Annotated in this window: 25 protein-coding genes and 1 pseudogene; 21 read left to right on the top strand and 5 right to left on the bottom strand. The window is 64.0% G+C overall.

Annotation, left to right across the window (positions count from 1 at the left end; translation table 11 throughout):
- Positions 1 to 58: 58 nt before the first annotated feature.
- The 14 genes from MUN23_RS08035 (at position 59) to MUN23_RS07970 (ending at position 12,093) form a co-directional block, all read left to right on the top strand.
- Complete coding sequence (locus MUN23_RS08035) at positions 59 to 958, top strand: ABC transporter permease (RefSeq protein WP_248763329.1); 900 nt, start codon at positions 59 to 61, stop codon at positions 956 to 958.
- Positions 955 to 1,776 (top strand): ABC transporter ATP-binding protein, encoded by an 822-nt coding sequence (locus MUN23_RS08030; RefSeq protein ID WP_248763328.1) that lies wholly within the window; start codon positions 955 to 957, stop codon positions 1,774 to 1,776. The genes MUN23_RS08035 and MUN23_RS08030 overlap by 4 nt, the downstream gene beginning before the upstream one ends.
- A complete protein-coding gene (locus MUN23_RS08025) occupies positions 1,763 to 2,599 on the top strand; it encodes an ATP-binding cassette domain-containing protein (RefSeq protein ID WP_248763327.1) in 837 nt (278 codons plus the stop codon). Before MUN23_RS08030 ends, MUN23_RS08025 begins: the two co-directional genes overlap by 14 nt.
- Complete coding sequence (locus tag MUN23_RS08020; RefSeq protein WP_248763326.1) at positions 2,596 to 3,657, top strand: ABC transporter permease; 1,062 nt, start codon at positions 2,596 to 2,598, stop codon at positions 3,655 to 3,657. Before MUN23_RS08025 ends, MUN23_RS08020 begins: the two co-directional genes overlap by 4 nt.
- A gap of 5 nt (positions 3,658 to 3,662) precedes the next feature.
- Positions 3,663 to 4,511, top strand: coding sequence for a hypothetical protein (locus MUN23_RS08015; protein ID WP_248763325.1), 849 nt, complete (start codon positions 3,663 to 3,665; stop codon positions 4,509 to 4,511).
- Positions 4,512 to 4,526: 15 nt separating this feature from the next.
- Complete coding sequence (locus MUN23_RS08010) at positions 4,527 to 5,360, top strand: MBL fold metallo-hydrolase (protein ID WP_248763324.1); 834 nt, start codon at positions 4,527 to 4,529, stop codon at positions 5,358 to 5,360.
- 75 nt (positions 5,361 to 5,435) lie between these two features.
- Positions 5,436 to 7,028, top strand: coding sequence for an ABC transporter substrate-binding protein (locus MUN23_RS08005; protein WP_248763323.1), 1,593 nt, complete (start codon positions 5,436 to 5,438; stop codon positions 7,026 to 7,028).
- A 96-nt stretch (positions 7,029 to 7,124) separates the two neighbouring features.
- A complete protein-coding gene (locus tag MUN23_RS08000) occupies positions 7,125 to 7,778 on the top strand; it encodes a cysteine hydrolase family protein (RefSeq protein ID WP_248763322.1) in 654 nt (217 codons plus the stop codon).
- On the top strand, positions 7,775 to 8,560 hold the full coding sequence (locus MUN23_RS07995) for a hypothetical protein (RefSeq protein ID WP_248763321.1): 786 nt from the start codon (positions 7,775 to 7,777) through the stop codon (positions 8,558 to 8,560). The genes MUN23_RS08000 and MUN23_RS07995 overlap by 4 nt, the downstream gene beginning before the upstream one ends.
- Positions 8,550 to 9,392 carry an MBL fold metallo-hydrolase gene (locus tag MUN23_RS07990; protein WP_248763320.1) on the top strand — a complete coding sequence of 281 codons (843 nt, stop codon included), beginning with the start codon at positions 8,550 to 8,552 and terminating at the stop codon, positions 9,390 to 9,392. The genes MUN23_RS07995 and MUN23_RS07990 overlap by 11 nt, the downstream gene beginning before the upstream one ends.
- Positions 9,385 to 10,305: a polysaccharide deacetylase family protein gene (locus MUN23_RS07985; protein ID WP_248763319.1), complete on the top strand. Its 921-nt coding sequence runs from the start codon at positions 9,385 to 9,387 to the stop codon at positions 10,303 to 10,305. The genes MUN23_RS07990 and MUN23_RS07985 overlap by 8 nt, the downstream gene beginning before the upstream one ends.
- Positions 10,302 to 10,697: a cupin domain-containing protein gene (locus MUN23_RS07980; protein WP_248763318.1), complete on the top strand. Its 396-nt coding sequence runs from the start codon at positions 10,302 to 10,304 to the stop codon at positions 10,695 to 10,697. Before MUN23_RS07985 ends, MUN23_RS07980 begins: the two co-directional genes overlap by 4 nt.
- Positions 10,698 to 10,759: 62 nt before the next feature.
- Positions 10,760 to 11,371, top strand: coding sequence for a helix-turn-helix domain-containing protein (locus MUN23_RS07975; protein ID WP_248763317.1), 612 nt, complete (start codon positions 10,760 to 10,762; stop codon positions 11,369 to 11,371).
- Complete coding sequence (locus MUN23_RS07970; RefSeq protein WP_248763316.1) at positions 11,368 to 12,093, top strand: hypothetical protein; 726 nt, start codon at positions 11,368 to 11,370, stop codon at positions 12,091 to 12,093. Before MUN23_RS07975 ends, MUN23_RS07970 begins: the two co-directional genes overlap by 4 nt.
- On the opposite strand, the gene MUN23_RS07965 is transcribed toward MUN23_RS07970, so the two are convergent.
- The gene (locus MUN23_RS07965; protein WP_248763315.1) at positions 12,073 to 12,990 is read right to left on the bottom strand and encodes a polysaccharide deacetylase family protein; all 918 of its coding nucleotides are present in this window, start codon (positions 12,988 to 12,990) and stop codon (positions 12,073 to 12,075) included. The genes MUN23_RS07970 and MUN23_RS07965 overlap by 21 nt on opposite strands.
- Before the next feature lie 96 nt (positions 12,991 to 13,086).
- Between MUN23_RS07965 and MUN23_RS07960 the strand changes: the two genes are divergently transcribed.
- The 3 genes from MUN23_RS07960 (at position 13,087) to MUN23_RS23625 (ending at position 16,432) form a co-directional block, all read left to right on the top strand.
- The gene (locus MUN23_RS07960) at positions 13,087 to 14,598 is read left to right on the top strand and encodes an amidohydrolase family protein (RefSeq protein ID WP_248763314.1); all 1,512 of its coding nucleotides are present in this window, start codon (positions 13,087 to 13,089) and stop codon (positions 14,596 to 14,598) included.
- Positions 14,599 to 14,660: 62 nt separating this feature from the next.
- The gene (locus MUN23_RS07955) at positions 14,661 to 15,977 is read left to right on the top strand and encodes an amidase (protein WP_248763313.1); all 1,317 of its coding nucleotides are present in this window, start codon (positions 14,661 to 14,663) and stop codon (positions 15,975 to 15,977) included.
- A gap of 146 nt (positions 15,978 to 16,123) precedes the next feature.
- The gene (locus tag MUN23_RS23625; RefSeq protein ID WP_371875999.1) at positions 16,124 to 16,432 is read left to right on the top strand and encodes an MFS transporter; all 309 of its coding nucleotides are present in this window, start codon (positions 16,124 to 16,126) and stop codon (positions 16,430 to 16,432) included.
- A 107-nt stretch (positions 16,433 to 16,539) separates the two neighbouring features.
- Here the strand turns inward: MUN23_RS23625 and MUN23_RS07950 are convergent, their stop codons facing one another.
- The 3 genes from MUN23_RS07950 to MUN23_RS07940 are packed head-to-tail and all read right to left on the bottom strand — an operon-like array spanning position 16,540 to position 19,198.
- A complete protein-coding gene (locus MUN23_RS07950; RefSeq protein ID WP_248763312.1) occupies positions 16,540 to 17,244 on the bottom strand; it encodes an alpha/beta fold hydrolase in 705 nt (234 codons plus the stop codon).
- Positions 17,245 to 17,253: 9 nt separating this feature from the next.
- The gene (locus MUN23_RS07945) at positions 17,254 to 18,018 is read right to left on the bottom strand and encodes an ABC transporter ATP-binding protein (protein ID WP_248763311.1); all 765 of its coding nucleotides are present in this window, start codon (positions 18,016 to 18,018) and stop codon (positions 17,254 to 17,256) included.
- Between the two features lie 34 nt (positions 18,019 to 18,052).
- On the bottom strand, positions 18,053 to 19,198 hold the full coding sequence (locus MUN23_RS07940) for an ABC transporter permease (protein ID WP_248763310.1): 1,146 nt from the start codon (positions 19,196 to 19,198) through the stop codon (positions 18,053 to 18,055).
- 165 nt (positions 19,199 to 19,363) lie between these two features.
- On the opposite strand from MUN23_RS07940, the gene MUN23_RS07935 reads away from it, so the two are divergent.
- Genes MUN23_RS07935 through MUN23_RS07925 form a run of 3 tightly spaced genes read left to right on the top strand, consistent with a single transcriptional unit; the run spans position 19,364 to position 22,542 of the window.
- Positions 19,364 to 20,686 (top strand): sensor histidine kinase, encoded by a 1,323-nt coding sequence (locus MUN23_RS07935; protein ID WP_248763309.1) that lies wholly within the window; start codon positions 19,364 to 19,366, stop codon positions 20,684 to 20,686.
- Positions 20,686 to 21,339 (top strand): response regulator transcription factor, encoded by a 654-nt coding sequence (locus MUN23_RS07930; protein WP_248763308.1) that lies wholly within the window; start codon positions 20,686 to 20,688, stop codon positions 21,337 to 21,339. Before MUN23_RS07935 ends, MUN23_RS07930 begins: the two co-directional genes overlap by 1 nt.
- A 51-nt stretch (positions 21,340 to 21,390) precedes the next feature.
- On the top strand, positions 21,391 to 22,542 hold the full coding sequence (locus tag MUN23_RS07925) for a diguanylate cyclase (protein WP_248763307.1): 1,152 nt from the start codon (positions 21,391 to 21,393) through the stop codon (positions 22,540 to 22,542).
- A 4-nt stretch (positions 22,543 to 22,546) separates the two neighbouring features.
- On the opposite strand, the pseudogene MUN23_RS07920 reads toward MUN23_RS07925, so the two are convergent.
- Positions 22,547 to 23,986 (bottom strand): annotated as a pseudogene (locus MUN23_RS07920) (SulP family inorganic anion transporter).
- A gap of 300 nt (positions 23,987 to 24,286) precedes the next feature.
- Here MUN23_RS07920 and mptB point away from each other — a divergent pair.
- Positions 24,287 to 25,906: a polyprenol phosphomannose-dependent alpha 1,6 mannosyltransferase MptB gene (gene mptB, locus MUN23_RS07915; RefSeq protein ID WP_248763306.1), complete on the top strand. Its 1,620-nt coding sequence runs from the start codon at positions 24,287 to 24,289 to the stop codon at positions 25,904 to 25,906.
- The last annotated feature ends 79 nt before the right edge of the window (positions 25,907 to 25,985 follow it).

The following is a 25,985-nucleotide window of genomic DNA, read 5'->3' as shown; positions in this document are numbered from 1 at the left end:
GTGAATGGGTCGTAAGAATAGCCAACAGATCTATTCAATCTGATGAAGGAATGAAGTGATGGCGATTTCAGTATCGGCCGATTCCGGCCCTCCGACGGCGCGAGAGAACAACGAGGATGGTGAGGCGCGCCCTCGTCGAATGGCGCGAAAGCACCGCGGCGAGAAGATTTCGTTGGTGCTGTCGCTGGCCGTGATCATAGGCTTTCCGCTGGCAGGTCTGCTGCTTCCCCTGCCGTATAGCCCGATCACGCCTGACATCAAGACGATTGGACTGCCGCCTTCTTGGCAGCATTGGTTTGGAACCGACGGATCCGGGTTCGATGTGTTCTCGCGGACGGTGGATGCAGCCGGGCGGGACGTCCCCCTGGCCATTGGGGCCACCGTTGTTGCTCTGATGATCGGCGTTCCGCTCGGCCTTGCAGCGACCCAAGGCTGGCGAGGGGAAGTCATCATGAGAATCGTCGATGCGATCTCAGCCCTTCCGATCATCGTCATCGCCGTCGTGTTCGTCCAGATCCTCGGCGGCTCCGCCATCAACATCGTGGTCGCCATTGCCCTTGTCGGTATTCCACGCTTCATTCGTGTGACACGGTCGAGCGCGATAACCCTCAGGTCGGCCCGCTTCGTCGAGGCGGCCGTGGCTATCGGATGTACGCCCACCCGGGTTGCGTTCAATCATGTGCTGCGCAACTCGTACGGAGTCGTATTGGCGCAGGCCACGCTGACGGCGGCGAACGGCATCAGTGCCATCGCGGCTCTCAACTTCCTTGGAATCGGAGTGCGGCCACCTCAGCCCACCTGGGGCAGCCTGATTGATGCCGGATCCGCAATGCTGATTCGCGGAGACTGGTGGGCTGCGCTCTTTCCGACCCTCGCCATCGTGTTGTTCATCGGTGCGCTCAACAGCAACGGCAACACGATCGAGCGGCACATGGAGTCGGCCGGGGGTGTGTCATGAGCACCTTGCTTGAGGTTACGGGTATCACGGCGGGCTTCGACACACCCTCTGGCTGGCAAGAAAGGCTCCACGACGTATCTTTCGCCGTCAATACGCGGGAAATCGTCGGCATCGTCGGAGAGTCCGGCTCGGGAAAATCAACCGCGGTTCGTTCGGTGCTTGGGCTGCTGCCCGTCGGCGGCCGGGTCCAGCGGGGCAGTGCCTCGTTCGACGGCGTGGACCTCATATCGTGTGGTCCAAAGCAGCTTCGCAAAATGCGTGGGCGGCGGATCGGATTCGTGGCGCAGAACCCGTTCGGGGCGTTGAACCCCGTCCTTCGGTTGTCGGCGCAGTTCGCCGCGATCTTCAGGGCACACAGTTTGCCATTCGGCGAAACCGAACGTGGACGCTGCATTGCCATGCTCGCGGTGACCGGAATCCGGGATCCTGAACGTGTGATCGACGGGTATGCCTTCGAGCTAAGCGGCGGGATGGCACAACGCGTCGTGATTGCCATGGCGATGGTCCTGGAGCCGGCACTGGTCATCGCCGACGAACCGACCACGGCTCTGGACCTGACGGTGCAGCGCCAGGTCCTCGATGTCTTCGCCGGCCTGACGATGGAATCGGGGCGCTCGGCTTTGATCGTGACCCATGACCTTGGCGTCGTCGCGAACTACTGCGATCGGGTGATCGTGATGCTCAGGGGGCAGATCGTGGAGTGTGGCGATGTAGCCGACATCGTGGGCGATCCACAGCACCCCTATACCCGGAAACTCTTGAGTTCAGTCCGCACGGGCAATCCGATGGGTGAGGTGGTGGGCGATGTCGTTCGTTGAAGTTCGTGACTTGGTGAAGAAATACCGCCGTCCCGGAGGGGATGAGGTGCTTGCAGTTGACCGGATCTCCATGGACATCGAACGCGGTGATTCCATGGGTGTCATCGGTGAGTCGGGTTCGGGTAAGTCGACCCTGGCGCGCCTGGTTCTCCGGCTGATTGATGCCGACTCGGGATCTGTCGTTGTTGACGGAGTCGATGTACGGGCTTTGGGTGGCCGGGAGCTGCGCCGCAGGCGACAGCATTGGCAGATCGTGTTCCAGGAGCCTTTCGCATCCCTCAACCCGCGCATGAAAATCGAGGATATTGTCGGCGAGCCCCTTGTTATTCACGAGCCGGGCTTGTCGCATCGCGAGCGCGCCATGCGTGTGGCCGGCATGTTGGAAGAAGTCGGTTTGTCGGGCGATCATCTGATGCGACGGCCAGCACATCTCAGCGGCGGTCAGCAGCAACGTGTCGGCATTGCCCGGGCACTCATTACCAATCCGTCGTTCATCGTCCTGGACGAACCCACCGCGTCTTTGGACATGACCATCCGGGCAAGTGTGTTGGCGACTCTGGCGAAGCTGCGCCAGGACAGAGGGTTGACATATCTGCTGATTTCACACGACATCACGACCGTGGAAGCGATGTGCAGCCACGTCGCAGTCATGCATAGGGGGGTGTTCGTCGAATACGGCGAAGCGTCGGACGTGATCAACGCCCCGCGCGCCGCCTACACGAAGGAACTTATGTCGGCCCGGCTCACAGTGGACTTCGGGGTCGGCCAGGCGAGACGGGAACTCGCAAACGCACGGAACACAGGGAAAGGAACGGACGCATGAAGGGAATAGTCGCCTACGTCATTCGGCGGATCATCATCGGCTGGTTCCTCTTCATTGGCTTGCTCAGTCTGAGCTTCTTCCTGGTCTCCATGCTTCCAGGCAGTCCCGCGAAGGCGCTGCTCGGTGAGTACGCCACCCCGGAGGACATTGCGCGGCTCAACGAGACGTTGGGTCTGGACAAGCCCTTGCTCAGCCGGTATTTCGACTACATCTCCAATGCGATGGTCGGAGACTTCGGCAACTCGTTCTTTACAGGGCGCCCCGTACTTGACGACCTGCTCGTGCGCGTTCCCAACACTCTTGTGTACCTTGTGCCGGGCCTCCTCCTGGCGCTCCTCTTGGGCGTCATCTTCGGCTCAGTGGCGGCCTATCGGTACCGCCGTCCTGCCGATCGGGCATACACGGTCGGATCCTCGGTCCTGCTCGCCGTACCGGAGTTCGTTCTGGCGCTGCTGCTGATTGTCGCCTTCTTCAGCGTCCTTGGCATCGCTCCGGCGCCTGTTGGAATGCTCTCGGGATCAGATGCTCAACCCCCCAGCTCAACAGGTTCAGTGGTCCTGGATGCGCCGCTGGCGGGATACTGGGGCTCGTTCGCTGCGATCCTGTCCCATGCGGCCCTGCCGATCGTCACTGTCGGGGTGTTCTTTGCCGCGCCGGTCTCGAAGATCGTCAGGACCGGCATGGTGCAGGCGCTCGCTTCGCCGCAGATCGAGTTTGCGCGGGCCTGCGGGCTCCGGCCCCTCCAGCTTTTCCGATATGCGGTAGTCGAGATCCGCGGAACGATCATGACCTACTTCGTGATCATCTTGGCGAGCTCGATCAGTGGCGCGGCAATCATCGAGAGCGTGTTCTCCTGGCCCGGAGTGGGCGGGTGGTCGCTGGCGGGTGTCCTGGCCAATGACATCCCCATTATCCAGGGGTTCGTGGTGATCATGGGCACCGCCAGTCTCGCCGGCTACATCGTGTTGGACGTCGCCACAACTCTGCTTGATCCCCGCACCCGCGCTCAGGTGTCCCGCATCAGGATCACCTCGCGTTTTCTCGCTAAGAAAGGTTGACACTCATGCTTGATATTCAATACAATGAAGATATGTTCATTATAGACGAGACGGCCATGACGGTGGCCCTTGGTGGCATCTACCAGCTGGACGATCGGGTTAGCTGGGTTCCCGCCGGGTCAACCGGCTACCAGCCGGCGAACTGCTACCTGCTGGGCGAAGGCGAGCACCGGTTGCTTGTTGACTCGGGTCTCGCGATCCACGAGCAGGAGGTGATCGGGGCCCTGACCCGGCTCCTCGGTAGCGCGGAGCTGTCGATCTTCTTCACACGAGGCGAGATGGACTGCGTTTCCAATCTCCAGTCAATTGCCACGTCATTCCCGCTGCGGCGCCTCTATACAGGCGGAGTCACGAACCCCTTCGATGCGTTCGATGACATTCACCGCATGGCGCTGCGCAGCCGCAGGCAGCAGATCGATCAGAAGGGTGAAGGCGGTGACTCGATGGCGCGTACGCCTGAAATCGAGATCCTGCCCGGCAGGGTGCTGGAGATCGAGTCGCCCCTGTTGCGTCTGTTGCCGACGTTCTGGGGCTGGGATGCCGCCAGCGGAACGATCTTCACCTCGGACACATTCACCCACGGGGTCATGGATGCTGCAACCGACCCTGTCGTGATCGATGACCTTTCAACGGACAACACCACACCGGCGCAGGTCCGCGCTCACCTTCTCGCCAAGTATGAATGGATCGAGCGGGCTTCGACACGTCAGCTGCGCGATTGGATCGCCGACAAGTTCGACACTCTGCAACCCGAAACGATCGCACCCTCAAGGGGCAGAATGCTCCGCGGCCGCGATGTGGTCAAACAACATGTCGAGTACCTGCTCGATGCCCTTGCCCCCGCCGACGATTGAGATTGGGAGTTCACAATGTCTGAAGCCCTTGCACAAGAACCGCTCTGCGAATCGATGAGCAGCGATCTTCCACGATCGATCGCCCCCGGCGTCACGTGGATGAGCTCGTGTCTTGAGTTCCACCTTCCCACCCGGGTAATCCACGGTCACACCTCGACTTACCTCGTGCAAGGTTCAGAGTCGTCGCTTCTCGTGGATACGGGCAATCCGTCAAGCTGGTCGGCTATTTCCGACACGCTCGACGCGTTGCTGTGGGACAAGCCGCTGACCTACATCATGCCGACTCATCCGGAGTTGCCCCACACCGGTAACCTGCCCCGATTGGTCGAGAAATATCCGGACGTCGTCGCGGTCGGTGACGTCCGTGACTACCATCTCTTCTACCCCCGGGCGGTACCGAACCTGCGCACTGGAGTGCCCGGCGATCGCATTGATCTCGGCGGAGGACAGGAATTCGTTCTCGTCGAGGCAATGATCCGAGATCTTCCGAACACCTTGTGGGGCTTCGCCACGCAAGGTGGAGTCCTCTTCACTGCCGACGGGTTTTGCTACATGCATCGCCCCGATCTCGATGATGAAGATCCGTGCCATCTCCCCGGAGAGTGCGGGCTGCTCACTTCTGAACTCGAGTCTCCGCCGACCGTGGAAAACGCCGCGATGTTCACAGGAAGCGCCCTGTACTGGGCGCGCTGGGTCGACGACGCCGACTCCCTCTATGCAGGTGTATCCGAGGCGATGCAGGCCCTGGGGACCAGGATCGTCGCACCGACCCACGGCAACGTCATCGATGACATCGATGCCGTCTTGCCGATCATCCGCAGTGGCCACAAGTCGGCTTACCGCGGTTAATTTCGCAGCGCGGCCGGACCATTCCGCCCGTCGTATGGCAAGTGCACCATCGCGATTACAGATTGAGGAAGACGCATGAAAGTACGTAGACACCCGTTGTTGGTCGGGCTGTTGGCAGCGGCCATCCCACTCGGAGCATGCTCCAACCCGGGAGCGAACGCCAAGAGCGACAACCTGGAGACGGTGACAGTTGCGGTCAATGGCATCCCCGCCGGACTGACCGCATCCAAGTGGGGCGGCTCGGCCTCGCACGTTGTCCTCACTGGACTCGGCTCGCAGCTCCTCGCCTACAACCTGGGCGCCACACCGAAAGAGGCTTGCGAAAATCCGGCGTACAGCGTGAAGGGCAGGCTTGCGGATTCGGTCGAGTTCAACGCGGCCGGCACCGCGGTTATCTTCAAACTGAAGGACCTCACCAGCCAGTGGGGAAACAAGCTCTCTGCCGAAGACGTCAAGTGGAGCTTCGAGACGGGCATGGTGAGGGACTCCGTGATGAAGGGGGCGCTGAAGAGCGCGGGATTCAACACCGCCAACTTGGTGACGATCATCGATAGCAAGACCGTCCAGCTGAACCTGGCATCGAAGTACTCGTTCTCGATTACCGCGCTTCAACAGAACTTGTTCGATGTCTACGACAGTACTGAGGCCAAGAAGCACATCACCAGCACTGATCTGATTGCCGATGACTGGCTCTCCAACAACCTGGCCGACTACAGCGGTTGGAAACTGGAAAACTTCACGCCCGGATCCTCTCTGGTTCTCGCGGCTGACCCGCAATGGGGCGGTGAACGCGGACCTGTCAAGAAGCTGGTGGTGAATGCCGTTCCGAATGTCGCAACGCGGGCCCAGCTCATGACCTCGGGCGAGGCGCAGATCGCCAATGGTTTCAGCTATGACCAGTATCCCGAATTCGCAAAGGATGCGAAGCTGCGTGTTCAGGACTGTGCCAGCCTCGGCCGGGACACCATGATGCTCAACACGACCGCCAAGGAGCTCAAGGACGCGAAGGTTCGCCAGGCACTTTCGATGGCGATTGACCGCAAGTCCCTGGTGGAAGGCGCCTATACCGGATTCGGCAAGGCGGCGACCGGCACCTTCCCGCCACTCTCAGGTGCGGCCTCCTACAACTACGATCCCGATCGTGCCAAGAAGATGCTCGCCGAAGCCGGGTACCCTGACGGGTTCAACCTCACCTTGTCGTACGGCACCTCACGCCCAGGGCCGGTTGCGGAAAAGTCTGCAGTGCTCATCAAGTCGCAATTGGCGAAGGTCGGCATCAAGGTCGAGCTGCACGTCATCGCGAGTGCGACCGATCTGACGACCGTCTTGCAGGAAGGCCGATACCAGGCACTCCTGTACGCAGAGCCGATCGTCATCGCCGATCCTGCCTTCTACACCTATGCGTTCTACGTGTCGGACGCACCGAGCAACCGCACGGGTTGGGGCGATCCTGAATACGACAAGTTGCGGATACAACTCGCGTCAACGCCGAGCGAGAAGACGCAGGAGCGTGAGGCCATCATGAAGAAGATGGGCACCATTGTTGATACCGCCGCTGCCACCCTGGCGCTGGTCAACGTGCGCAACGTCAACGTCGTCACGACGTCGGTCAAGGGGGCCACGCCTCAAACGAATGGCCAGATCTACTTCAACGACCTCGGTCGCTGACAACTGGGAGCGCGGGGGCCCATGTCCCCGCGCTCCCCTCAACCTGAGAAGGGACCTATTGTGATCGAATTATGCGGCAAGCAAGTACGTGATTCATTGGATGAATTGCTGGATCCGTCGACCACGGCCTTGGTCGTGATCGACATGCAGATCGGAGGCCTGACTCCGGGCCACGCACACGGTGATGCCGGACTGGATTTGTCGATGATGCCGCGGGTTACTGAGCGCTGCGGCGCCGCAATCGCCGGGGCCCGTGAGCATGGTGTCCCCATCTTCCATATCCGGGTCGAGAACCTCCCCAATGGTGCGAGTTCGTCGCCGGTATGGCTCCGCGCCCTGCATACAGCAAGCGGTGACAAACCTGTTGATCTCGCCCGGCTGAGCACTAGGGGTGACCCGGCGACGGGATTCATCCAGGAATGCGCACCGATTGACGGCGAAATTGTCATCACCAAGCGTCGCCAGAGTGCTTTCGTCTCGACGGAGCTGGCACTGCTGCTGCGCGGAATGGGTATTGAGTCCGTTGCACTCGTCGGTGTGTCGACCGGCGGCTGCGTGGAGGCAACGGTCCGTGACGCCGTGCACAACGACTTCTACGCGGTACTCCTCGAGGACGCTGTTGGCGCATACGATGTCAAGGTTCATGAGGCCGCGCTCACCGTCATGAAGTCGCGCCACGACGTGACAACCGTCGACGCGCTGCTCGACGTGTGGCAGCGAGCTGACACACGGGCAGGGGTCCGGTCATGAAACCGATGTCCCTTGGTGCCGGCCCGCAGCCGGTGACTCGATTGGGTGGGGTTGCCCCCATCGGCCCGGACACGAGCTGGTGCCCCCCGGGCGTCCGGGGCTGGCAGTCGATCAGCGCCTATTTGATCAGGAACGGCGATTCGGCCGTCTTGGTCGACACCGGTGTGGGCCTCCACGCCCCGCAGGTTCTCGATCAACTCCGGGCACTGCTGGACCCGCAGGCCCACCTGAATGTCATTTTGACGCGCACCGAGATGGAGTGCTGCCTGAACCTTCCGGAGATCGAGCGGGAGTTCACGGTTGATCAGGTGTGGTACACCGGCGGCATCACCGTTCCCGTCACCTCCGCCACTGCCAGGCGAATATCGGTCGATGCGGGTTCGTCGATCGAGTTGGAGGCCGCGCCTGGCATCATCGTGAAGATCTATTCGCCGCTTCTGCGGCTCTTGCCCGTGCTGTGGGTGGGCGACCCGGTTTCTCGCACTCTGCTCACGTCGGATAGTTTCTGCCATCTGCTCACTGACGAGGCGGGCCTCGCTCAGCCCCTCGATGTGGGATTGCTTCAGGCCTTCCATGACATCAAGTTCGGTTGGATCGCCGACACCGCAGCCAAGGCTGACACCGAGGCCCTGGCTCAGAACATCCGCGACATCGTCGGTGATCTTGCCTGGGCGGCAATTGGTCCGGGATATGGCGGCGCGATAGTCGGTCGCGATGCGATCGAGTCCCAGGCCGGGGAACTAATCGGACATCTCCGGAAGGTGGTGGAGCATGCCGCGTGACGATGTGAGGCAGATTGCCGACGGAGTGTGGTGGTTGGGTGGGTGCCTTCAGGCAGCGACCTCCTCGGGGCCCGTGCACTATCACGTGTCCACCTATCTGGTGGTGGGCGAAGAGTCTGCGATCCTGATCGACTCCGGAGACCCGGCCCATGAGGCAGCGGTCCTCCGCGGCGTCGCCGCCGTGCTCGGCGACCGGCCCCTGGACTACGTCTTCCCGACGCATCCGGAAATTCCACATGCAGGCAATGTCGTGGCCCTCGTTCGCAGGTACCCAGGGCTCCGCATCGTGGGTGATGTGCGCGACTATCACCTGCACTGGCCGCTTCTGGTGGACCGTCTGGTGCCGATGCAAGCTGGAGATGTTCTCGATCTTGGCGGAAGGAACATCGAGATACACCCTGCGTACATCCGAGACCTGCACAACACGCTGTGGGCTTTCGATAGTGTTTCGCGGATGCTCTTCGTATCCGATGGCTTCGCCTTCATCCACGAAACCCCATTTGATGAGCTCGAGGATGACGAGCCGATCCACCGCGATGACGAATGCCTTCTCACGTCGTCCGAGTTCGCGAAGGCTGTCTCTGTCGACGCGGCTGCATATGGAGCCGGCCGTTCGCTCTACTGGACCCGGTTCGTGGACGTTTCCGCGGCTTTCGATGACATCGAGCGTCTGGTGGTCGAGCGTGACGTGCGTCTTGTCGGACCGGCACATGGCGCAGTGATCGACGACGTTTCCCAAGGTCTGCGGGTCGCAATCGGCGCACATCGGAAGGTCTTTCGTGAAGGTTCAGGTGCGATGGCGCCGATTGGTTCGGGGGCCGCTCATGCGTGACTTGATTGGGTACGGGGAGCAGCCACCGCGCGGTTCCTGGCCGAATGGTGCCCGGGTGGCGATCAGTGTGGTTGTGAACTTCGAAGAAGGCGCGGAGAGGTCGATCGCCGCCGGCGACGAGGCTGATGAGGACGTGTACGTCTTCGGCGGCTGGAAGAGCGATCCGGCCAAGCGCAGCCTCATGAAGGAGTCTTACTTCGAGTATGGAAGCAGGGTTGGCATCTGGCGGATCCTTTCGCTCTTGCGACGCCACCAGGTACCAGCCACCGTCATGGCCTGCGGAATGGCGCTGGAGAAGTCGCCCGAGGTTGGTCCAGCAATTGTGCGCGACGGGCATGAGATCTGTGCCCATGGCTACCGATGGGCCGGCACGGTCGGGATGGACCCAAGGGAGGAGCTTGCGGAGATTCGACGGTGCGCCGAGTCAATCGAACGCATGGCCGGCGTGCGTCCGGTGGGGTGGTACGTCCGCGATGGCATTACGGAGAACACCCGTTCGTTGCTCGCCGCGGAGGGGTTCCTCTACGACTCCAATTCCTACTCGGACGACCTGCCCTACTTCGTGTCAACTGATCTCGGCCCGCATCTCGTGGTCCCCTACACCTCGGATGCCAACGACGGACGGTTCTGGGGCAACGCGAGCCTGGCAACGGGCAACGAACTGTTCGAGGTTTGTCGGGACACGCTGGACTTCCTTCTCAGCGAGGACGACGGTGTTCCCCGCATGATGTCACTCGGCATTCACACGAGAATCGGCGGGCGCCCGAGTGTCGCCCGGGGCATCCAGCAGTTTCTCCAGTACGCCGTGGGGCGTGAGGACGTGTGGTTCGCGACGCGTGAACAAATCGCTCGATGGTGGATCGATGCTGCCGGAGATCAGGCCGTGGAGACATCGGCGGTGACGCTCGCATGACCGCCGGCCCGCTTGTGCAGAACATCGAAGATCTGGGCTTTGTCGAACTGGATCAGATGACACCTTCTGGAATCCGCGACGAAGGGCTGATCTGTCAGCTCATCTCTGACAAGGTCAACGGTTCAAAGGAGTTCACGGTGAGCTGGGGTAGGATGCTAAGCGGTCAACATCACGTGAAGCACCACCACGAAACTGTCGCGGAGTTCTATGTGATCGTGGCTGGCACGCCGATCATCCACCTGGGCGACGACGACATTCGTGCTCGACCAGGAGATGCTTTCTACATCCCACCCACAACAGTCCACGGGATCACGAACGACACAGACGAAGTGGTCGACCTGGTGGCTGGTGTCAACAGTGTGGGACAGTGGGATTTCATCGCCGATGAGTGACGGCCATGTTTCGTAGTCTCCGTCCCTCTTCGAGCCTCACTCAGGAACAGGTAAGAGGGCGGATGGAAACCACCGTGGAGAAAGACGGGATGGACGAACGACGTTCGTCGTGGGTGTCGCACATTGGTGCCACGATCAAGGCGAGCCGCGCGCGCCGATTCACTGTCGAGGAGCTTGCGGACAGGGCCAAGGTCAGTGCTGGTCTCATCAGCCAAATCGAGCGTGGCATCGGCAACCCTTCGTTTGAGACATTGCTGCGCCTCTCCGGCGCCCTTGAACTTCCGATGGCTGAATTGTTCTCTGCGCCGCCGGAGGGTTCTCCGGATGATCGCGTTGTTCGCCGCGATGAGCGCCGTACCATCGAGGTGCCCCGTGAGGGCATCGGCATGGAGCTGCTCGTGCCGGATGTGAATCGCCAACTCGGTGTGTTGATCATGAAGCTCCCGCCCAATCTCGAAGGCAGCTCGATCCGCAGTTCCCACGAGGGCGAGGAATGCATCCTGGTTCTGGAAGGTTCATTGGTGGCCACGATCGGTGACGAAAAGTACTCACTCGAGGAGGGAGACACGATCACGTTCGACGCCGTCATTCCGCACTGGTGGTCCAATCTCTCATCCAAGCCCGCGCGAATCCTTGCGATCTCCACACCGCCGTCCCAGGGGCGCGCACATTGACCGATGATCGGCCGCTGGCCCGTCGGATCGGCCTGTTGGTCCCCGCCAGTAACTCCAACGCCGAGCCGTTGACTGCGGCGGTACTCAGTGGCATCCCCCACGTCGAGGTTTTTGCGACCCGGTTCCGGCTTCCGCCGTCGCTGTCGGCAGAAATCGACGACTCCGTTCTTGGGGAGAGCGTCTCGCTGATTGCCGAAATCGAGCCGGACGTTGTCGCATTCCATGGGACCGCCGGTTCCTGGACCGGCATCGAGAGAGACCGGCGGATGGCCGGACGACTGGCGGAGCGCACAGGCGCTCAAGCCGGCACCACTGCGACCCAGGCCATGGTGGCTGCACTGCGGACACTGCGCGCGACTCGCATTTCGCTTGTCTTCCCGGGCTCCAGTGCGATCGTCGACGGCATAGCCGATGAACTGTCTGAACTCGGCATCGAAGTGGCCGCCCGGTCGGCCTTGGCCAGTGACCTGACGAACCCCGAGATCGCAGCACTGAGCTCTGAAGAAGTTGCCCGATTGGTGAGCGCCGGCATCGTCGAGGGGATCGATGCGGTGCTGTGCGTGGGCACGAACCTCCGGGCGGGCTACCTCTTGGAACGGCTCGAGCAGGACAACGGCCTGCCGATTATCGACAGTGCCGTGGCGTTGGCGTGGCACGCCCTGCGGCTGGCAGGGATCCACGATCAGATCCCTGGCTGGGGTTCACTTCTGCGCATGCATTGATCGCCACCACGCTGCAATCTGGCGTCGCTCGGCAAAGACGACATCGGGAATGTCGAGGGCACGGGCGATGAAGCGCTGCAATGCGCCGGCGTATGCCGGACGCCCGATCCAGCGTGGGTGAAGGCCGATACTCAAGACCTTGGCGCCCGGGCGATCATCCTCAAGAAGGCTTTCGAGCGCGGCCAGGAGCTGCCATGAGAACTGGCTTCCCGTGGCGATCGCTGACACGAGCATCGAGTCGTTCGTGTCAGCCGCGTAGGGGATGGTGACCAGCCCGTGAGGACCGTCGGGAACGTATGGCATGTCCTCGGAGAAACAGTTCGAGTCGTGTGCGAAACCGCGATCGTTCATCACGCCCAAGCTCGCCGCGGAATGGCCGTCCTTTGAGTACCACGACGTCGGCAGGCCGGCTGTTGAAGCTGCGATGATCCGTGCCGATGCGTCCATGCGCGCTGTGAGTTCCGGCAGGGAGAGGGAACCATGTGGCTCCCAAAGCAGACCATGGTCCACGATCTCGATCATACGTGCGCTCAGTGCTCTTGCGATGTGGGGGTTCAGATCCAAGGCTCGACCACAGGCGAACGCCGTGACCGGCACGCGGGCAGCATCGGTGATGCGCAGGACCCGCCAGAAGCCGGCGCGCGCTCCGTAGTCGAACCCCGACTCCAGGCTCGGGTTGCCGCGCTCGTGGGCGAGGTCGGTGATCCAGTGCGCGTTGACGTCATCGGCGGCGTCGCCGCGGCTGAGCGAACGTTCTGCGCCGTCCTCGATGTTGATGACCAGGCTGACCGCCACCCGGGCGCCAGATTCGGGCCAGTGGCTTGTCGGCGGATTTTCACCGTAGCCGGCGAAATCACGTGGTCGACCGAAACGTTCCGTGAACGAACTCAACTCCATCAACACCCCTCGGTTTCAGATCCCTTCAATATTGTATACTGAAGAACCTTCTATAAGATGAAGATATCGAATGATTGACACAGATCGGAGCATGCAATGAAGCGTGTAGTGACCGGTGCCTTGGTCGTGACCGGCGATGGTGAGTCGATCCTCGAGGGGGTCGATGTCCTCATCGTGGGCGGTCGCGTCGAGCGAATCGCTGCGAACCTTGCCGGACCTGGCATCGAGGTGATCGATGCCCGCGGCTCCGTCGTCATGCCAGGACTGGTCAACCTCCACGTGCACGGTGTGAGTCCGGGGCCATTGATGCCAAGCGGAGGCCGCCCGCTCCCGCGGTGGAAGTGGATGGAGAACCTCGACCGCCACCTGACGCAAGGGACAACAGCTGTGCTGAACCTGTGTGGCCTTAGCACGATGGATTCGGTGAACGTGGCCAATGACGCCCATCCTGTGCGGGTGGGCGGCGCAACGACTCACGAGCCGATGGCGGTCAGCGCGGCTCTCGCCGCCGACGGGGCGGGCCTCACGGAGGACGTGCTCAAGACTACTGTGGCAGAGCAGATCGCTTTAGGTGCCGTCGCGATCGGTGAACTGGGCGGTGGCCAGACACTTGCCGGTGGTGGACAGGATGTCGTCTACCTCCCGGCAGCATTCCTCGATCGGTACCAGGTGCGGGTCGAACCCTGGCAGGCCAGGCTGCTCAAGGAGGCGGTCCTCGGCCGATCCCTTGAGTGGCTCGCCGAAGGCGCAGTGGCGCTCGCCGAAGAGCGCGTCGACGCGGCCCTCATGGATGCCGGCCTCAAGGGGGAACTGCAAGCGGCTGCAGTTGTGGATACCGTGCGTGCGGTAGTCCTGCCTTCCCTGACACCTGCGCTGGCCGGCATCGAGGAGGGAATCCGGCTCGCCGGAGTGCACGGCGTGCCGGCCTTCGTACACAGCGCGGCTGTCACGGGCGGGCTTCTGACCTCCCTCGCGCAATCTTCCACGGGTGCAAGAATCGTTGCGAGCCACGTGAATCATCCGTCCTATCTCCCGGATGAGGCGATTGAACTCGCGCGTCTTGGTCGTGCCGCCGGCTGGGCCAATGAGGCTTGCGTTTTCGACCTGGTGCACCAGCGGGAGATGGTCACGAGCCGAGAACACTGGGACGCCGTCTTCGACGCGGGCGACCTCATCGACGTCATCGCGACCGACTACGGCCCGGGTGGTAAGCATGACAGCCTCCTCCACGCCGTCAAAGACCTGGTAGACGGTAACAGGCGGTCATTGGCCCAGGCGGTGAGATTGGTGACGTCAGCGCCGGCGGAACTGGTTCCCGGCCTCACCCCGGCAGCCGGACGCCTCACACCTGGCGGCATTGCCGACTTGGTGATTGCTGAGCGCGGTGACATCAGCGTCGTCCGGGACGTCCTCGTCGATGGCATGACGGTGGTGCGAAATGGCGTGGTTGACTATCACACAGCACCGGTGCTCAGCTGCGACGAGTTCGCCCGCCTGGAGTCGGTCGTCGGGGCAGACATTGCGCTGGGCGATGAAGACGCCATCGCGGCATCCCATCGGGAGCTGCAGGCCAGGGTGTCCGACCTTCGCAACTGGATGTCACGATGAAAATGCCCGCCACCCCTATCCCTGGAGTAGCCGTCACGGCCGTCTTGATCCGGTCCGGCGCCATGAGCGCTGTCGAACATGTCGAACAGGTCTTGACTGCAATCGAGACCAGCCAGTCCGAGTTCGGCAGCTGGGCATATGTAGACCACGCCAGCGCCACGGCTGCCGCACTTAGTGCCGACAAGGCCCGTGCTGCCGGCGGTCCACTGGGTCCGCTTCATGGTGTGGCGGTAGGCATCAAGGACGTCATTCCGGTCGCCGGGATGCCCTTGCGGGCCGGTTCTGCTGCGACGGACGACACACCGTCGCGGGAGGATGCGGCCGCGGTTCGACAACTCCGAAACGCCGGTGCGGTCATCGTGGGTAAGACTACGACCCACGAATTTGCCTCGGGTCAGGGTGATCCCGGCACACGAAACCCGCGGCACGGTGATCGACATCCTGGCGGGTCGAGCGTCGGCTCGGCAGTTGCCGTGGCTCTGGGGACAGTCGGTGCAACGCTCGGCACAGACACCACCGGATCCATCAGGAATCCGTCTGCGGCCAACAAGGTGGTGGGATTCAAGCCGTCACGTGGTGTCGTCAGGACCGACGGACTCCTCTATTTCAGTGACACCCTGGACTCGATTGGGCCGATTGCCCCGACCGTGAACGACTGCCGCCTGTTGCTGTCGGCTTTGACTGGAAAAACTGGAGCTGCCCCGGAGCCAGGCCGCCGATTCACCGTGGCGGTGGTGCGCGGCACGGTGGAATCAGCGCTGGTACATCCGGGATTTCGGGAGGTGTTTGAGGGCGCACTCGAACGACTTAAAGATTCCGGAATCGAACTGGTCGAGTGCCAGGCTCCTGCCTACGCGCAGGGCATGACCGCGGCTTTGATCCTAAGCCTGATCGAAGGAGCGCGGCACCACGAAGCTCGCCTGACCAACAGAGCTGCCGACTATCTCCCCGAGACGCGCAGGCTCATAGAAGCGGGATTGCTGCTCGATTTCGTCGACGAAGAATTGGCCCGACGGACCGCGATCCGGTTGCGTGCTCAGCTCAAAGACTTGGCCGTGGAATCGGGAGCCGACGCTCTCGTTTCCCTCACGCTGCCTGCTCCGCAATCGCTGCTGTCCAGTGCCGTCACGTATTTGACTGCTCCTCCGTCGGAGGGCTCGCTATCGGCAGGGATTCAGCATCTGTCGTTGGCCAATGTGACCGGTGCCGCAGCGATCACCGTTCCGGCCGGCGAATCGGATGGTCATCCGGTGGGGCTGCACCTGCTCGGTCTGCGCGGGGGCGACGACGACCTCCTCCAACTCGCCATGAAAGTCGAAGCCAGCCTAATGAATTTGGGAGGGCCACTGCCTCGGGCAGCGTTGGTCTCGCCGGAATGATTGGTTTTGTGATGCACTGGCGACACATGCGGCGGAGGCGAAAGCCGGACATCTCCGAAGCGTCCCCGTTGCTGTCTGGCTCGTCGCATCCCTGACTCACCTTGTCGCGGTGTTTCATCGCTCGTCGTTGGCTGTCGGTGGTCTCGATGCAAATGGATCGTTTCGACATTGCATCGGCAGAGTTGGCGACGCTTGTCGTTCTACAGCTCGCAGTCTACGGTGCCATGCAGAAACCGGTCGGTCTTCTGGTCGGCCGGTTCGGACCACGCTGTGTACTTCTGACGGGAAAGGTCGTCCTTGCCGACTCGCAGTTGTGCTTTGCCTTCGCGCCGAATTACGATTGCGCTCTCGTTGCCCGAGGATGTGTCGGTGTCGGAGACGCTTTGAACTTCCTGTGTGTTTTGCGGCTGATGACTTCCTGGGTGAAGTCCGCCGACGTGCCGCTGGCTTTGTAGTTCAATAAAATCCGGTATGGAGTGCGGGGTTCAGGACCCGTTTGAGGCGTAGTACGCCCGGAGCCAAGGTCGCGAGACGAGCTGGTGACGCTGCCTGGCCTGCAGCGTCACCCCGCCCGTTCCACCGCCGCCAGGATCGCCTGGCCCAGTTCCACAGGTTTCGTGAACTGGGGCCAGTGCCCGGTGGGGAGGTCCACGTACTCGACGTCGCGGATGCGGGCCAGTTCGGCGGTGAACGGGTGTCCGGCGTCGATCCATTCGGTGAGCAGCGACGACGGGAACTGGCACGCGATCACAGTCGCCGGAACGTCGTACCTGCGGACGTCATGCAGGCGCTGCCGGCCATGCGCAACGCCCCTGGGCTCGGGGATGGCGCGTGCCCGGAACGACGCGCGCAACTCATCGGTGAGATCCACCAGATCGGCGTCATCGAATCCATCCCACGGCGGCAGCGGCACGTCGTCGCCCTCGGTGGGCAGCCCGTCATTGATGACGCCGCCCTCGCCCAGGGGTCCGCTGTCCACGTAAATATTCCGGGCAACGCGGTCCGGCCGTGCGTCCGCCACGCCGTGGATGACCGCGCCACCACCGGAGTGCCCCACCAGAACCACCTTTCCGTCGAGACCGTCCAGAACGTCTACGACGGCGGCAATATGGTCCTTCAGAGTGATGCCGCCACGCCGTGCGTCCACAGATTCAAGGCCGGGAAGAGTCAGTGGATGGGTTGTGTGCCCCGCCGCCTCCAGGGCCGGCGTCACCTCCTCCCACGACGACGCGTCCAACCAGAAACCGGGTACCAAGATGATGTCCATGACGGAACCCTACTCCGCGACCCCGGCGCTAAGTAAGGCGCCGGGTACGGCCGGGGCGGTCAGGCCGCCGTCGCGCATTACAGCGACGGCGTCGGTCAGCGGGACGAATTCGGTGTCGTGCGTGACCATCACCGTGGCCACCTGGAACTCGTCGGTGACCCGGCGCAGCAGCCCGACGGTCGACGCGCTGCGCGCGTGGTCCAGCGCCGCCGTCGGCTCATCCACCAGCAGCACCTTCGGGCTGCCCATCAGCGCCCGGGCAATGTTCACCCGCTGCCGCTGCCCGCCCGAGAGCTGGTGCGGCCGCTTGCCGGCGGACTCAGCCAAGCCCACCAGATCCAACAGGTCAAGAGCCCGCGAACGCGCGGCCTTCAGCGGGTTGCCGCGCAGGTGGTGGCCAATCATCAACTGCTCGACGGCGGTCAGGGACGCCAGGAGGTTGGGCTGCTGGAAGATGATGCCCACCGTCTCCCGCCGCAGCGCGGTCAGTTCCTTGTCCTTCAGCCCCGCGGTGTTGGTCCCGTCAATGATCACGTCCCCGCTGGTGGGCCGGACCAGGGTGGCGGCGACTGCCAGGAGGCTGGATTTGCCCGAACCGGACGGGCCCACCAGCGAGACCATCCTGCCCGCTGCGACGTGGAGGCTGACGCTGTCCAGGGCCTTGATGGTTCCGCCCCCGTCCGGGTATTCGAGGGTGACGTTGCTGAGTGTCAGCGGGTGGGTGAGGGCGGAGCCGGCGGTAGGAGTGAGGGGAGCAGTACTAGTAACAGACACGGGAAGTACCTTTCGGGCGTTTCAGGGAGAGGAATTAGTTGCCGCCGAGGGCGATCAGCGGATCTACGGTGGTCACCCGGCGCACTGCAAGCGCGGCGCCCGCCAGGCCAATGGCCACAATTCCCAGCACGGGCAGCAGGGTGGTGGCCGGCGTGACCAGGAAGGGTGCCGCCTGGGCTGCGGCGAACCCGCCCAGAATTCCGACTGCCCCGCCCAGGCCCGCGCCGGCCAGCAGCACAATGGCGGCCTGGGTCATGGCATCGCGCAGCACGTAGCCGCCGGACGCGCCCATGGCCTTGAGGACGGCGATATCGCGGGTGCGCTGCACGGTCCAGACCGTCAGGAACGCAACGATCACCAGTGCCGAAATCCCGTAAAGGAACGCCTGCATCAGCATCAGCGACCCGTTTTCGCTCTTGAAAGAGCCCAGCGCCTGGAACGAGCCGGTGCGGCTGGTGCTGACCGTGCGGGCCATCGCATTGGCCGCTTCCTCGTCCACCACGGCGCCGTCCTGGTAGGTGACGGCGGCGACGGTCGCCACCGGAATGCTCCCCGGAGTACTCCCGGCAGCCGGCGTCAGGTGCGCCACCTCGGCCCACGTCGGCAGCGCCATCCACACCACGCCGGTGTGCGAATACCACTGGTCATCCACGACGGCGGTGACGGTCACGTTAGTGCCACTCACCGTGGCCGTGTCTCCGACGTCGAGTGAAAGGTCCGCGGCGACGGTCGCGCCGATCACCACCGACCCCGCCCGGACCGGCGACGGCGCCAGCTGCCCGTCCTCGGCAACGCCGAATACCGCCACGTTGGTGGTACCGCCGTCGCCGCTCTGGAGGCGGGACTGGCTGATACCCAGGGCCTCGGCCCGGGCCACCCCCGCGGTGCGCTTCCAGCTGTCCACCTGCGCGGCCGTCACTTCGCTTTCGGTGAAGGATGCCGTGGGCTGGTTGGTGCCGGGTGCGCCAAAAACGATGCTGTCCACCGGCCTGGATCCGGCGCCGGACGCATCGCCGCCGGAACCAGAGCCCAGCTTCCCGATGGCGGACGTGGACTGGTCGCCCAGCCCTGCGGTGAGCCCGGAGAGCAGCACCAGCAGCAGCGTCACCAGGGCCACCACGCCGCCCATCAGGGCGAACCTGCCCTTGGCGAATCGGATGTCGCGAATAGCGAGAAACACGTTGTACTTCCTTCAGTGGGGGTGGAATTCCTTCTGAATCCACTCTCCGGCGCATCGGCCCGGCCCACATCGAGGATTTAGTTGAGCCCGGCGGGACAAGAGGTTGAAGGGGCGGTCAACCTTTTGGTTGATCCGCATATTCCCGCAGGCGCCTAAGCTGGTGAAATGCCTGCCGCGGACCCACAGACCACCCCGTCGGGGGCTGCCATCCTGCGGTTCCTTCGGGTGACGCTTCACGTCGGTTTTGCCGTGCTGCTGCTGGTCGCCATCCTGCGGCTCCACTTCGCGGACGGAGCCGTCGGCGCGGACGACGCCGGCACTCCCGCGGGAGCGCGGCGCCTCGCCTGGTCCGCACTCGCCCTTGCCCTCGCCGCGGCTTACCTCGCAGGCACTGTCCTGGAGAAGCGCTTCGCCGCGGGCCGCTCCAGCTTCAACCCGCACCCCTACGCCGCCCCCTGGCTGGGCCTTGTCACAGCACTGTGGGGAGTCCTCCTCGCCGGCAGCGCCGAATTTTCCTGGGTGGCCTTTCCGCTCTTCTTCCTCCACCTGCATGTTCTACCTCGCCGGATTGCTCTGCTCACCATCGCCGCGATGACGGCCGCCGTCGTGGCTTCGCAGTGGGTGGCCAGCGGGCTGCCGTCGCCCACGTTACCCATGGTCCTGGGGCCGGGGCTGGGTGCCGTTTTCGCCGTGGTCACAGGGCTGGCTTACCGCGCGCTCTACCAGGAGAGTGAAGCCCAGCGGCTGGCGGCGGACGAACTCCGGCGCACCCGCGCAGAACTTGCCAGAACCCAGCATGAGGCCGGCGTCGCAGCTGAGCGTGAGCGCCTGGCCCGCGAAATCCACGACACCTTGGCGCAGGGCCTGTCCAGCATCGTCCTGGTGGCGCGGGCGGCGGAGAAGTCCCTGGCCAGCGGCGATCTTGCCACCGCCGCGGAGCGGTTCGCGCTGGTGCAGCAGACGGCGTCGGAAAACCTCGCGGAGGCCCGCAGCTTTGTCCGCGGCCTCACCTCGCCCCAGCTCCAGGAGTCGTCGCTCCCGGAGAGCCTGCAGCGGCTCTGCGGCGAAACCGAAACGCTGGCCGCCGCGCGCGGTGACGGGCTCCGCTGCCGCTTCGAGCTGGTGGGCGACCCCGCGGAGCTGCCGCCGCAGTACAGCGTTACCCTGCTCCGGGCCGCCCAGGCCAGCTTGTCCAACGTCAGGCTCCACGCCAAAGCAAGCACCGCCGTCGTTACCCTCGCGTTCCTCGGCGACGAGGTCACCTTGGACGTATATGACGACGGCACGGGCTTTGCGCCGGAAGCTCCCGGTTCCGGCGTGGCCGGCCGGGCGGACGGCAGCGGGTTCGGGTTTCGCTCGCTGGCTGCCCGGGTGGCTGAGCTGAACGGCTCGCTGGAGGTGGAGACGGCACCCGGCGAGGGGACCGTCGTCGCCATCCGGCTGCCGCTCACCGGCGGGGGCAACGGCGCCGAGGGGGAGCGGGACTGATGGGCGAGCTCCGCATTCTCCTGGTGGATGACCACCCCGTGGTCCGCGCGGGCCTGCGCGCCATGCTCACCGAATTCGAGGACTTCAGCGTGGCCGCCGAGGCCGCCGACGGGGACGCCGCGCTGCGGGAACTCGCGCGGCTCCGGACACTGGGGGACCGCGTGGATGTGGTGCTGATGGACCTGCAGATGGGCGCCGGGATGGACGGTGTCACCGCCACCGCCGCGATCCGGAAGCTGGACGCCCCGCCGCCGGTCCTGATTCTGACCACCTACGACACCGAGGCGGACATCCTGGCCGCCGTCGAGGCAGGCGCCAGCGGCTACATGCTCAAGGACGCGCCGCCGGAACAGATCCGCCAGGCGGTACTGTCGGCGGCGGCCGGCCAGACGGCGCTGGCTCCGAAGGTCGCGGCACTGCTGATGTCGCGGATCAGCAGCCCGGAAACTGCCCTCACAACCCGCGAGGTCCAGCTGCTTGAACTGCTGGCCACCGGCCTGACAAACCGCGCCATCGCCCGGCGGCTTTTCATTTCCGAGGCCACCGTCAAAACCCACCTCGTGCACATCTACGGCAAGCTCGGCGTGGACAACCGGACCTCCGCCATCGCCCTGGCCACGCAACGCCGGATAATCCGCCCGCCGGGCCAGTGACGGTGCCATACTGAGGTCTGCATCACTCGGCGGTCGGGGGGAACTTCTGAAATGGACCTGGATACTACTACGCTGAGGATCGCCTTCGGCGTGATGGCTTTGGTCCTGGTGCTGCTGTTCTACTTTTCGGCCTACCGCTCCACGCGCTCGCCGTACAGCGGCTGGTGGTGCCTCGCGCTGGTGTTTTTTCTGTCCGGATCCGCCGCCTTCCTGCTCAACGGAACCGCCCACCAGTGGTGGGCCAATACGCTGGGCAATGTCCTGCTGGTCCTGGGCAGCGCAGCCGTCTGGGCCGGTGCCCGGTCGCTCCGGGAGGTGCCGCCGCTGCGGTGGGTGTTCACCGGGGTACCGCTGGTCACCCTGGTTGCCTCCGCCGTCGACAATCCCGGCACCAACACTTGGTCCGGCGGTGCGGTATTCCTCTCCGCCATGTGCCTGACCATCGGCTTGGCATCCCGGGAGCTCTGGCGGCTGGAACCTGGGTATTCGCGCGTGCGGGTGCCGATGGCTGCCGCAGCGGCAGCGATGTCCGTGTTCTATTTCGGCCGGCTGGTGTACTTCCTGCTGGAGGGCCCGGACGGACACACGTTCGCCACATTCTTCGGCTCCGCTGGGACCACATTGGTGACCATGGTGCTGCTGGTGGTGGTGTCCTTCAGCATGGCTGCCTTGAGCACCGAACAGCAGACCCGGGCCCTGCGCATGGTGGCCACACGGGACGATCTCACCGGCCTGCTCAACCGCAAAGCATTTCTGGACCTGGCCACAGAGTTGCTGAGCGACAGGGCCGTCACTCCGGGAACGGGCGCCCTGGTCCTCGCCGACCTGGACAACTTCAAGGCAGTCAACGACACCCACGGCCATGCCGCCGGGGACGTCGCGCTGCGGGCATTCGCCGCCGCAAGCCAGGACACTGTCCGGCCCACGGACCTGGTGGGCAGGTATGGCGGGGAAGAGTTCATCCTCCTCATCCCGGGCGCCACCGCCGGGCGTGCGGACAAAATAGCTGAGGAGATCAGCCGGCGCCTCGCCGAGGTCTCCACTGCCGACGGACTCGAAATGCCCACCGTCAGTTACGGGGTGGCGCTGTACGACGCCGAGACGTCCGATGTGGATGACCTCATCGCCGCCGCTGACCGGGCCCTCTATAGGGCCAAGTCGTTGGGCCGGAACCGCACTGTCCACAGCGACCCGCGGGGCTAGCCCGTCAGTAGAGTTTTCCCGCCAGCCGTTCCCGCATGGCCACGCTGGCTGCATTCAGCCCGATCAGCTCCACGTCCCGCCCGTGCCGGCGGTACTTCTCGGTCACGGCGTCCAGCACCGCGACGGTTGAGGCGTCCTAGAGGTGCGAGGCGTGCAGGTCCACAATCACCCGGCTGACGTCCGGCTCGGCGTCCAGGGCGTACTCGAACTGCGTGTAGAGGTCGTTGGACGAGGCAAAGAACAGCTCGCCGTCCACCGTGTAGGTGGCCACGTTCTCACCGTTAAGTTCGACGACGGTCCGTTCCACCGTGACGAAGTGCGCCACCCGCCGGGCGAACAGCGCCGTGGCCGCCAGCACGCCCGCCCCGACGCCGATGGCCAGGTTGTGGGTGGCCGACACGACTGCCACGGTGATCACCATGACGGCGGTCTCGGACTTGGGTATCCGGCGCAGGGTCCGCGGAGCGATGGAGTGCCAGTCGAAGGTAATGGCGGAAACGAAGATCATTACGGCCACCAGCGCGGCCATCGGAATCAGGCCCAAAACATCGCCGAGCACCACCACCAGGACCAGCAGAAAAACGCCGGCCAGGAACGTGGACACGCGGCTCCGTGCCCCGGATCCCTTGACGTTGATCATGGTCTGGCCGATCACGGCGCAACCGCCCATGCCGCCGAAAAAGCCTGTGACGATGTTCGCCACGCCCTGGCCCCAGGACTCGCGGGTCTTGTTGGAGCGGATGTCCGTGATGTCGTCCACCAGCTTGGCGGTCATCAGCGATTCGAGCAGCCCCACCAAGGCCATGGACAGCGAGAACGGCGCGAGGACCTGGAGCGTCTCCCACGTCAGCGGGACATTGGGGACAAACACCGAAGGCAAGCTCTCGGGCAGCTGGCCCTTGTCCTGGACGGTGGGAACATCCACGCCGGCCAGCACGGCAAACAGGGTGAGCACCACGATGGCCACCAAAGGTGAGGGCACCGCCGTCGAAATTCTGGGCAGTCCCACCACGATGACCAGGCCCACGGCCACCAGCGGATAAACCATCCACGGCACGCCGATCAGTTCGGGAATCTGGGCCATAAACACCAGGATGGCCAGGGCGTTCACGAAGCCCAGCATCACCGAGCGCGGGATGAACCGCATCAATCGTGTGACGCCGAGGACCGCCAGCAGGATCTGGAAAACGCCGGCCAGGATCACGGCCGCGATCAGGTGGTCCAGGCCGTGGCTGCGCATCAGCGGGGCGATGACCAGGGCGACGGCGCCGGTGGCGGCGGAAATCATGGCGGGCCGGCCGCCCACAAAAGAGATGGTGACAGCCATGGCGAACGAGGCGAACAGGCCGATCCGCGGATCCACCCCGGCGATCACCGAGAAAGCGATCGCCTCCGGGATCAAGGCCAGTGCCACCACCAGGCCTGCCAGTGCCTCGGTCTTCAGCCGCCGCGGCGAGCGAAGCGTGGCACGGACTGATTAGAGCTGCTGAAGCGTGCTGGTCCGGGCATCGGGGACGCTTCGTACGGCCATGGCTGGGTCCAATCGTGCTGGCGAAGCCGGCAGTGGCGGCTTCATTCATAGGCGGGGATGGGGCGGCGCGACGCCTCATTGCGAAATAGGGGGCACGTCCGCCCCTACAAGTCTGGGGTGCGCCGCGGGCCAACTGCTAAAATGACTGGGTTGTAGACCGGCCTATAGCTAGTCCAGCCAGCGCCGTAACGTAAGTAGGGGACCACACAAGACATGACGGCAGGCGGTTCACACATCGGCACTTCGGAGAGCGTCCCCAGTCCGTCGAAAAAGACGGCGGCCGGCGCGGAGCTCCCCAAGTCTGCTGCGCCCGCCGTAGCTCCCCCCACGAAGCGCCGGGTGTACATCGCCACCTGGCAGGGGTTCCTGGGCGCCCTCATGATGTTTGTGGGATCGATCGGAACGGGCTGGATCGCCAACGGCTCACCCATGATCCGCCAGCCGGTGGTCATCGCGCTGCGGACCGAGGGCTGGGGGGTGACGCTGTCCACCGTGCTCCTGACGGTGGGGGCGATGCTCCTGATGCGGTCCTGGCTCCGGCTGGGCCAGCGGCTGGACGACTGGGGCGAACACTCGCTGCGATCGGTGGTCATAGCCATCTCCGCCTGGTCCCTGCCGCTCCTGCTGGCCGTCCCCATCTTCTCCCGCGATGTTTACGCCTACACCGGCCAGGGCCGCCTGGTCATGGAAGGCCAGAACCCTTACGCCGTGGGCATTTCCACCCTTAACAACTGGTTTGCCCTCGGCGCGGACCCGGCGTGGGCCGAGAACAGGACCCCCTACGGGCCCTACTTCCTGTGGCTCGCCCGCGGCGTGGTGGAGCTGACAGGGGCGCAGCCCGACGTGTCCGTCCTGCTGTTCCGCCTGATCGCCGGCGTCGGGGTTCTGCTCTGCGTCATTTACGTGCCCAAGCTGGCCGAACTGCACGGCATCAACGGCGCGCGGGCACTCTGGATCGCGGTGGCCAACCCGCTGTTCCTCATCAGTTTCGTGGCTAGCGCCCACAACGACGCGCTTATGGTGGGCCTCGCCGTCGCCGGTGTCTACTTCGCGGCGACGAAGCGCTACCTGGCCGGAATCCTGCTGGTCACCGCCTCCATCGGGATCAAGCCGATCACCGTGCTGCTCCTGCCATTCATCGGGGTCATGTGGGCCGGGCCCGCGGCCTCGTGGACGCGGAAGTTCCTGATTTGGGGTGCGACGGCGGGAATCAGTTTCGCCGTGCTGGCCGTCAGCGGGATCCCTTACAACCTCGGGCTGGGCTGGGTCTGGGCCATCATGGACCCGACGCCGGGTTACACCGGCTATTCGCCGTCAGGGTTCCTGGGGCAGCAGGTTGAGTTCCTCGGCAACGTGCTGGGACTGCCGGGCGGCACCATCGCGGACCTGCTGCGGACGGGCATGAAGTGGGCGGCCATCGGGCTGGTGCTGCTGCTGATGTTCCGTGGCGATTACTCGCGGGCGGTGCGCCGGCTGGCCCTGGCGTTCACCGCCGTCGTGATGCTTTCGCCCATCATCCAGCCCTGGTACATCCTCTGGTTCCTGCCGTTCGTGGCGGTGACCGGCATCCGGAACGACTGGCAGATCCGGTGCCTCTACGTGGGCGTGACGTTCTTTGTGGTGTTCGGCGCACAGGACCAGCTCTCGGTCTGGTCCTTTGTGGAGCTGGCCATTGACGCGTCGTCGCTGGCGTTCGTGACCGCGCTGCTGTTCACGTTCTATCTGCTGGTCCTGGACATCCACACGCGGAAGCTGCTGATCGAGGGTAAACCCTTGGACTGGGCCCGTCGGGGTTGGCGCTGGCTCCTGGACCAGCGCCGGGGCGCGCGCTGAGGCGAAACACGCCACACGGGAATTGGGACTGCTAAAAGGTACTGCTTACGCGAGGGCTTCCGGCCCGGCCATCACCAAG

The sequence above is a fragment of the Pseudarthrobacter sp. SSS035 genome (genome assembly GCF_023273875.1).
Taxonomy (GTDB): Bacteria; Actinomycetota; Actinomycetes; order Actinomycetales; family Micrococcaceae; genus Arthrobacter.
The sequence above is the reverse complement of the archived record's forward strand: the minus strand, read 5'-3'. Positions and strand labels throughout refer to the sequence as shown.

What these genes read in the sequence shown, in the direction of transcription:
- MUN23_RS08035 (WP_248763329.1), top strand. Translation starts at nt 59, where the DNA reads ATGGCGATTTCAGTATCGGCCGATTCCGGCCCTCCGACGGCGCGAGAG.
- MUN23_RS08030 (WP_248763328.1), top strand. Translation starts at nt 955, where the DNA reads ATGAGCACCTTGCTTGAGGTTACGGGTATCACGGCGGGCTTCGACACA.
- MUN23_RS08025 (WP_248763327.1), top strand. Translation starts at nt 1,763, where the DNA reads ATGTCGTTCGTTGAAGTTCGTGACTTGGTGAAGAAATACCGCCGTCCC.
- MUN23_RS08020 (WP_248763326.1), top strand. Translation starts at nt 2,596, where the DNA reads ATGAAGGGAATAGTCGCCTACGTCATTCGGCGGATCATCATCGGCTGG.
- MUN23_RS08015 (WP_248763325.1), top strand. Translation starts at nt 3,663, where the DNA reads ATGCTTGATATTCAATACAATGAAGATATGTTCATTATAGACGAGACG.
- MUN23_RS08010 (WP_248763324.1), top strand. Translation starts at nt 4,527, where the DNA reads ATGTCTGAAGCCCTTGCACAAGAACCGCTCTGCGAATCGATGAGCAGC.
- MUN23_RS08005 (WP_248763323.1), top strand. Translation starts at nt 5,436, where the DNA reads ATGAAAGTACGTAGACACCCGTTGTTGGTCGGGCTGTTGGCAGCGGCC.
- MUN23_RS07995 (WP_248763321.1), top strand. Translation starts at nt 7,775, where the DNA reads ATGAAACCGATGTCCCTTGGTGCCGGCCCGCAGCCGGTGACTCGATTG.
- MUN23_RS07990 (WP_248763320.1), top strand. Translation starts at nt 8,550, where the DNA reads ATGCCGCGTGACGATGTGAGGCAGATTGCCGACGGAGTGTGGTGGTTG.
- MUN23_RS07985 (WP_248763319.1), top strand. Translation starts at nt 9,385, where the DNA reads ATGCGTGACTTGATTGGGTACGGGGAGCAGCCACCGCGCGGTTCCTGG.
- MUN23_RS07980 (WP_248763318.1), top strand. Translation starts at nt 10,302, where the DNA reads ATGACCGCCGGCCCGCTTGTGCAGAACATCGAAGATCTGGGCTTTGTC.
- MUN23_RS07975 (WP_248763317.1), top strand. Translation starts at nt 10,760, where the DNA reads ATGGAAACCACCGTGGAGAAAGACGGGATGGACGAACGACGTTCGTCG.
- MUN23_RS07965 (WP_248763315.1), bottom strand. Translation starts at nt 12,990, where the DNA reads ATGGAGTTGAGTTCGTTCACGGAACGTTTCGGTCGACCACGTGATTTC.
- MUN23_RS07960 (WP_248763314.1), top strand. Translation starts at nt 13,087, where the DNA reads ATGAAGCGTGTAGTGACCGGTGCCTTGGTCGTGACCGGCGATGGTGAG.
- MUN23_RS07955 (WP_248763313.1), top strand. Translation starts at nt 14,661, where the DNA reads ATGAGCGCTGTCGAACATGTCGAACAGGTCTTGACTGCAATCGAGACC.
- MUN23_RS23625 (WP_371875999.1), top strand. Translation starts at nt 16,124, where the DNA reads ATGCAAATGGATCGTTTCGACATTGCATCGGCAGAGTTGGCGACGCTT.
- MUN23_RS07950 (WP_248763312.1), bottom strand. Translation starts at nt 17,244, where the DNA reads ATGGACATCATCTTGGTACCCGGTTTCTGGTTGGACGCGTCGTCGTGG.
- MUN23_RS07935 (WP_248763309.1), top strand. Translation starts at nt 19,364, where the DNA reads ATGCCTGCCGCGGACCCACAGACCACCCCGTCGGGGGCTGCCATCCTG.
- MUN23_RS07930 (WP_248763308.1), top strand. Translation starts at nt 20,686, where the DNA reads ATGGGCGAGCTCCGCATTCTCCTGGTGGATGACCACCCCGTGGTCCGC.
- MUN23_RS07925 (WP_248763307.1), top strand. Translation starts at nt 21,391, where the DNA reads ATGGACCTGGATACTACTACGCTGAGGATCGCCTTCGGCGTGATGGCT.
- mptB (WP_248763306.1), top strand. Translation starts at nt 24,287, where the DNA reads ATGACGGCAGGCGGTTCACACATCGGCACTTCGGAGAGCGTCCCCAGT.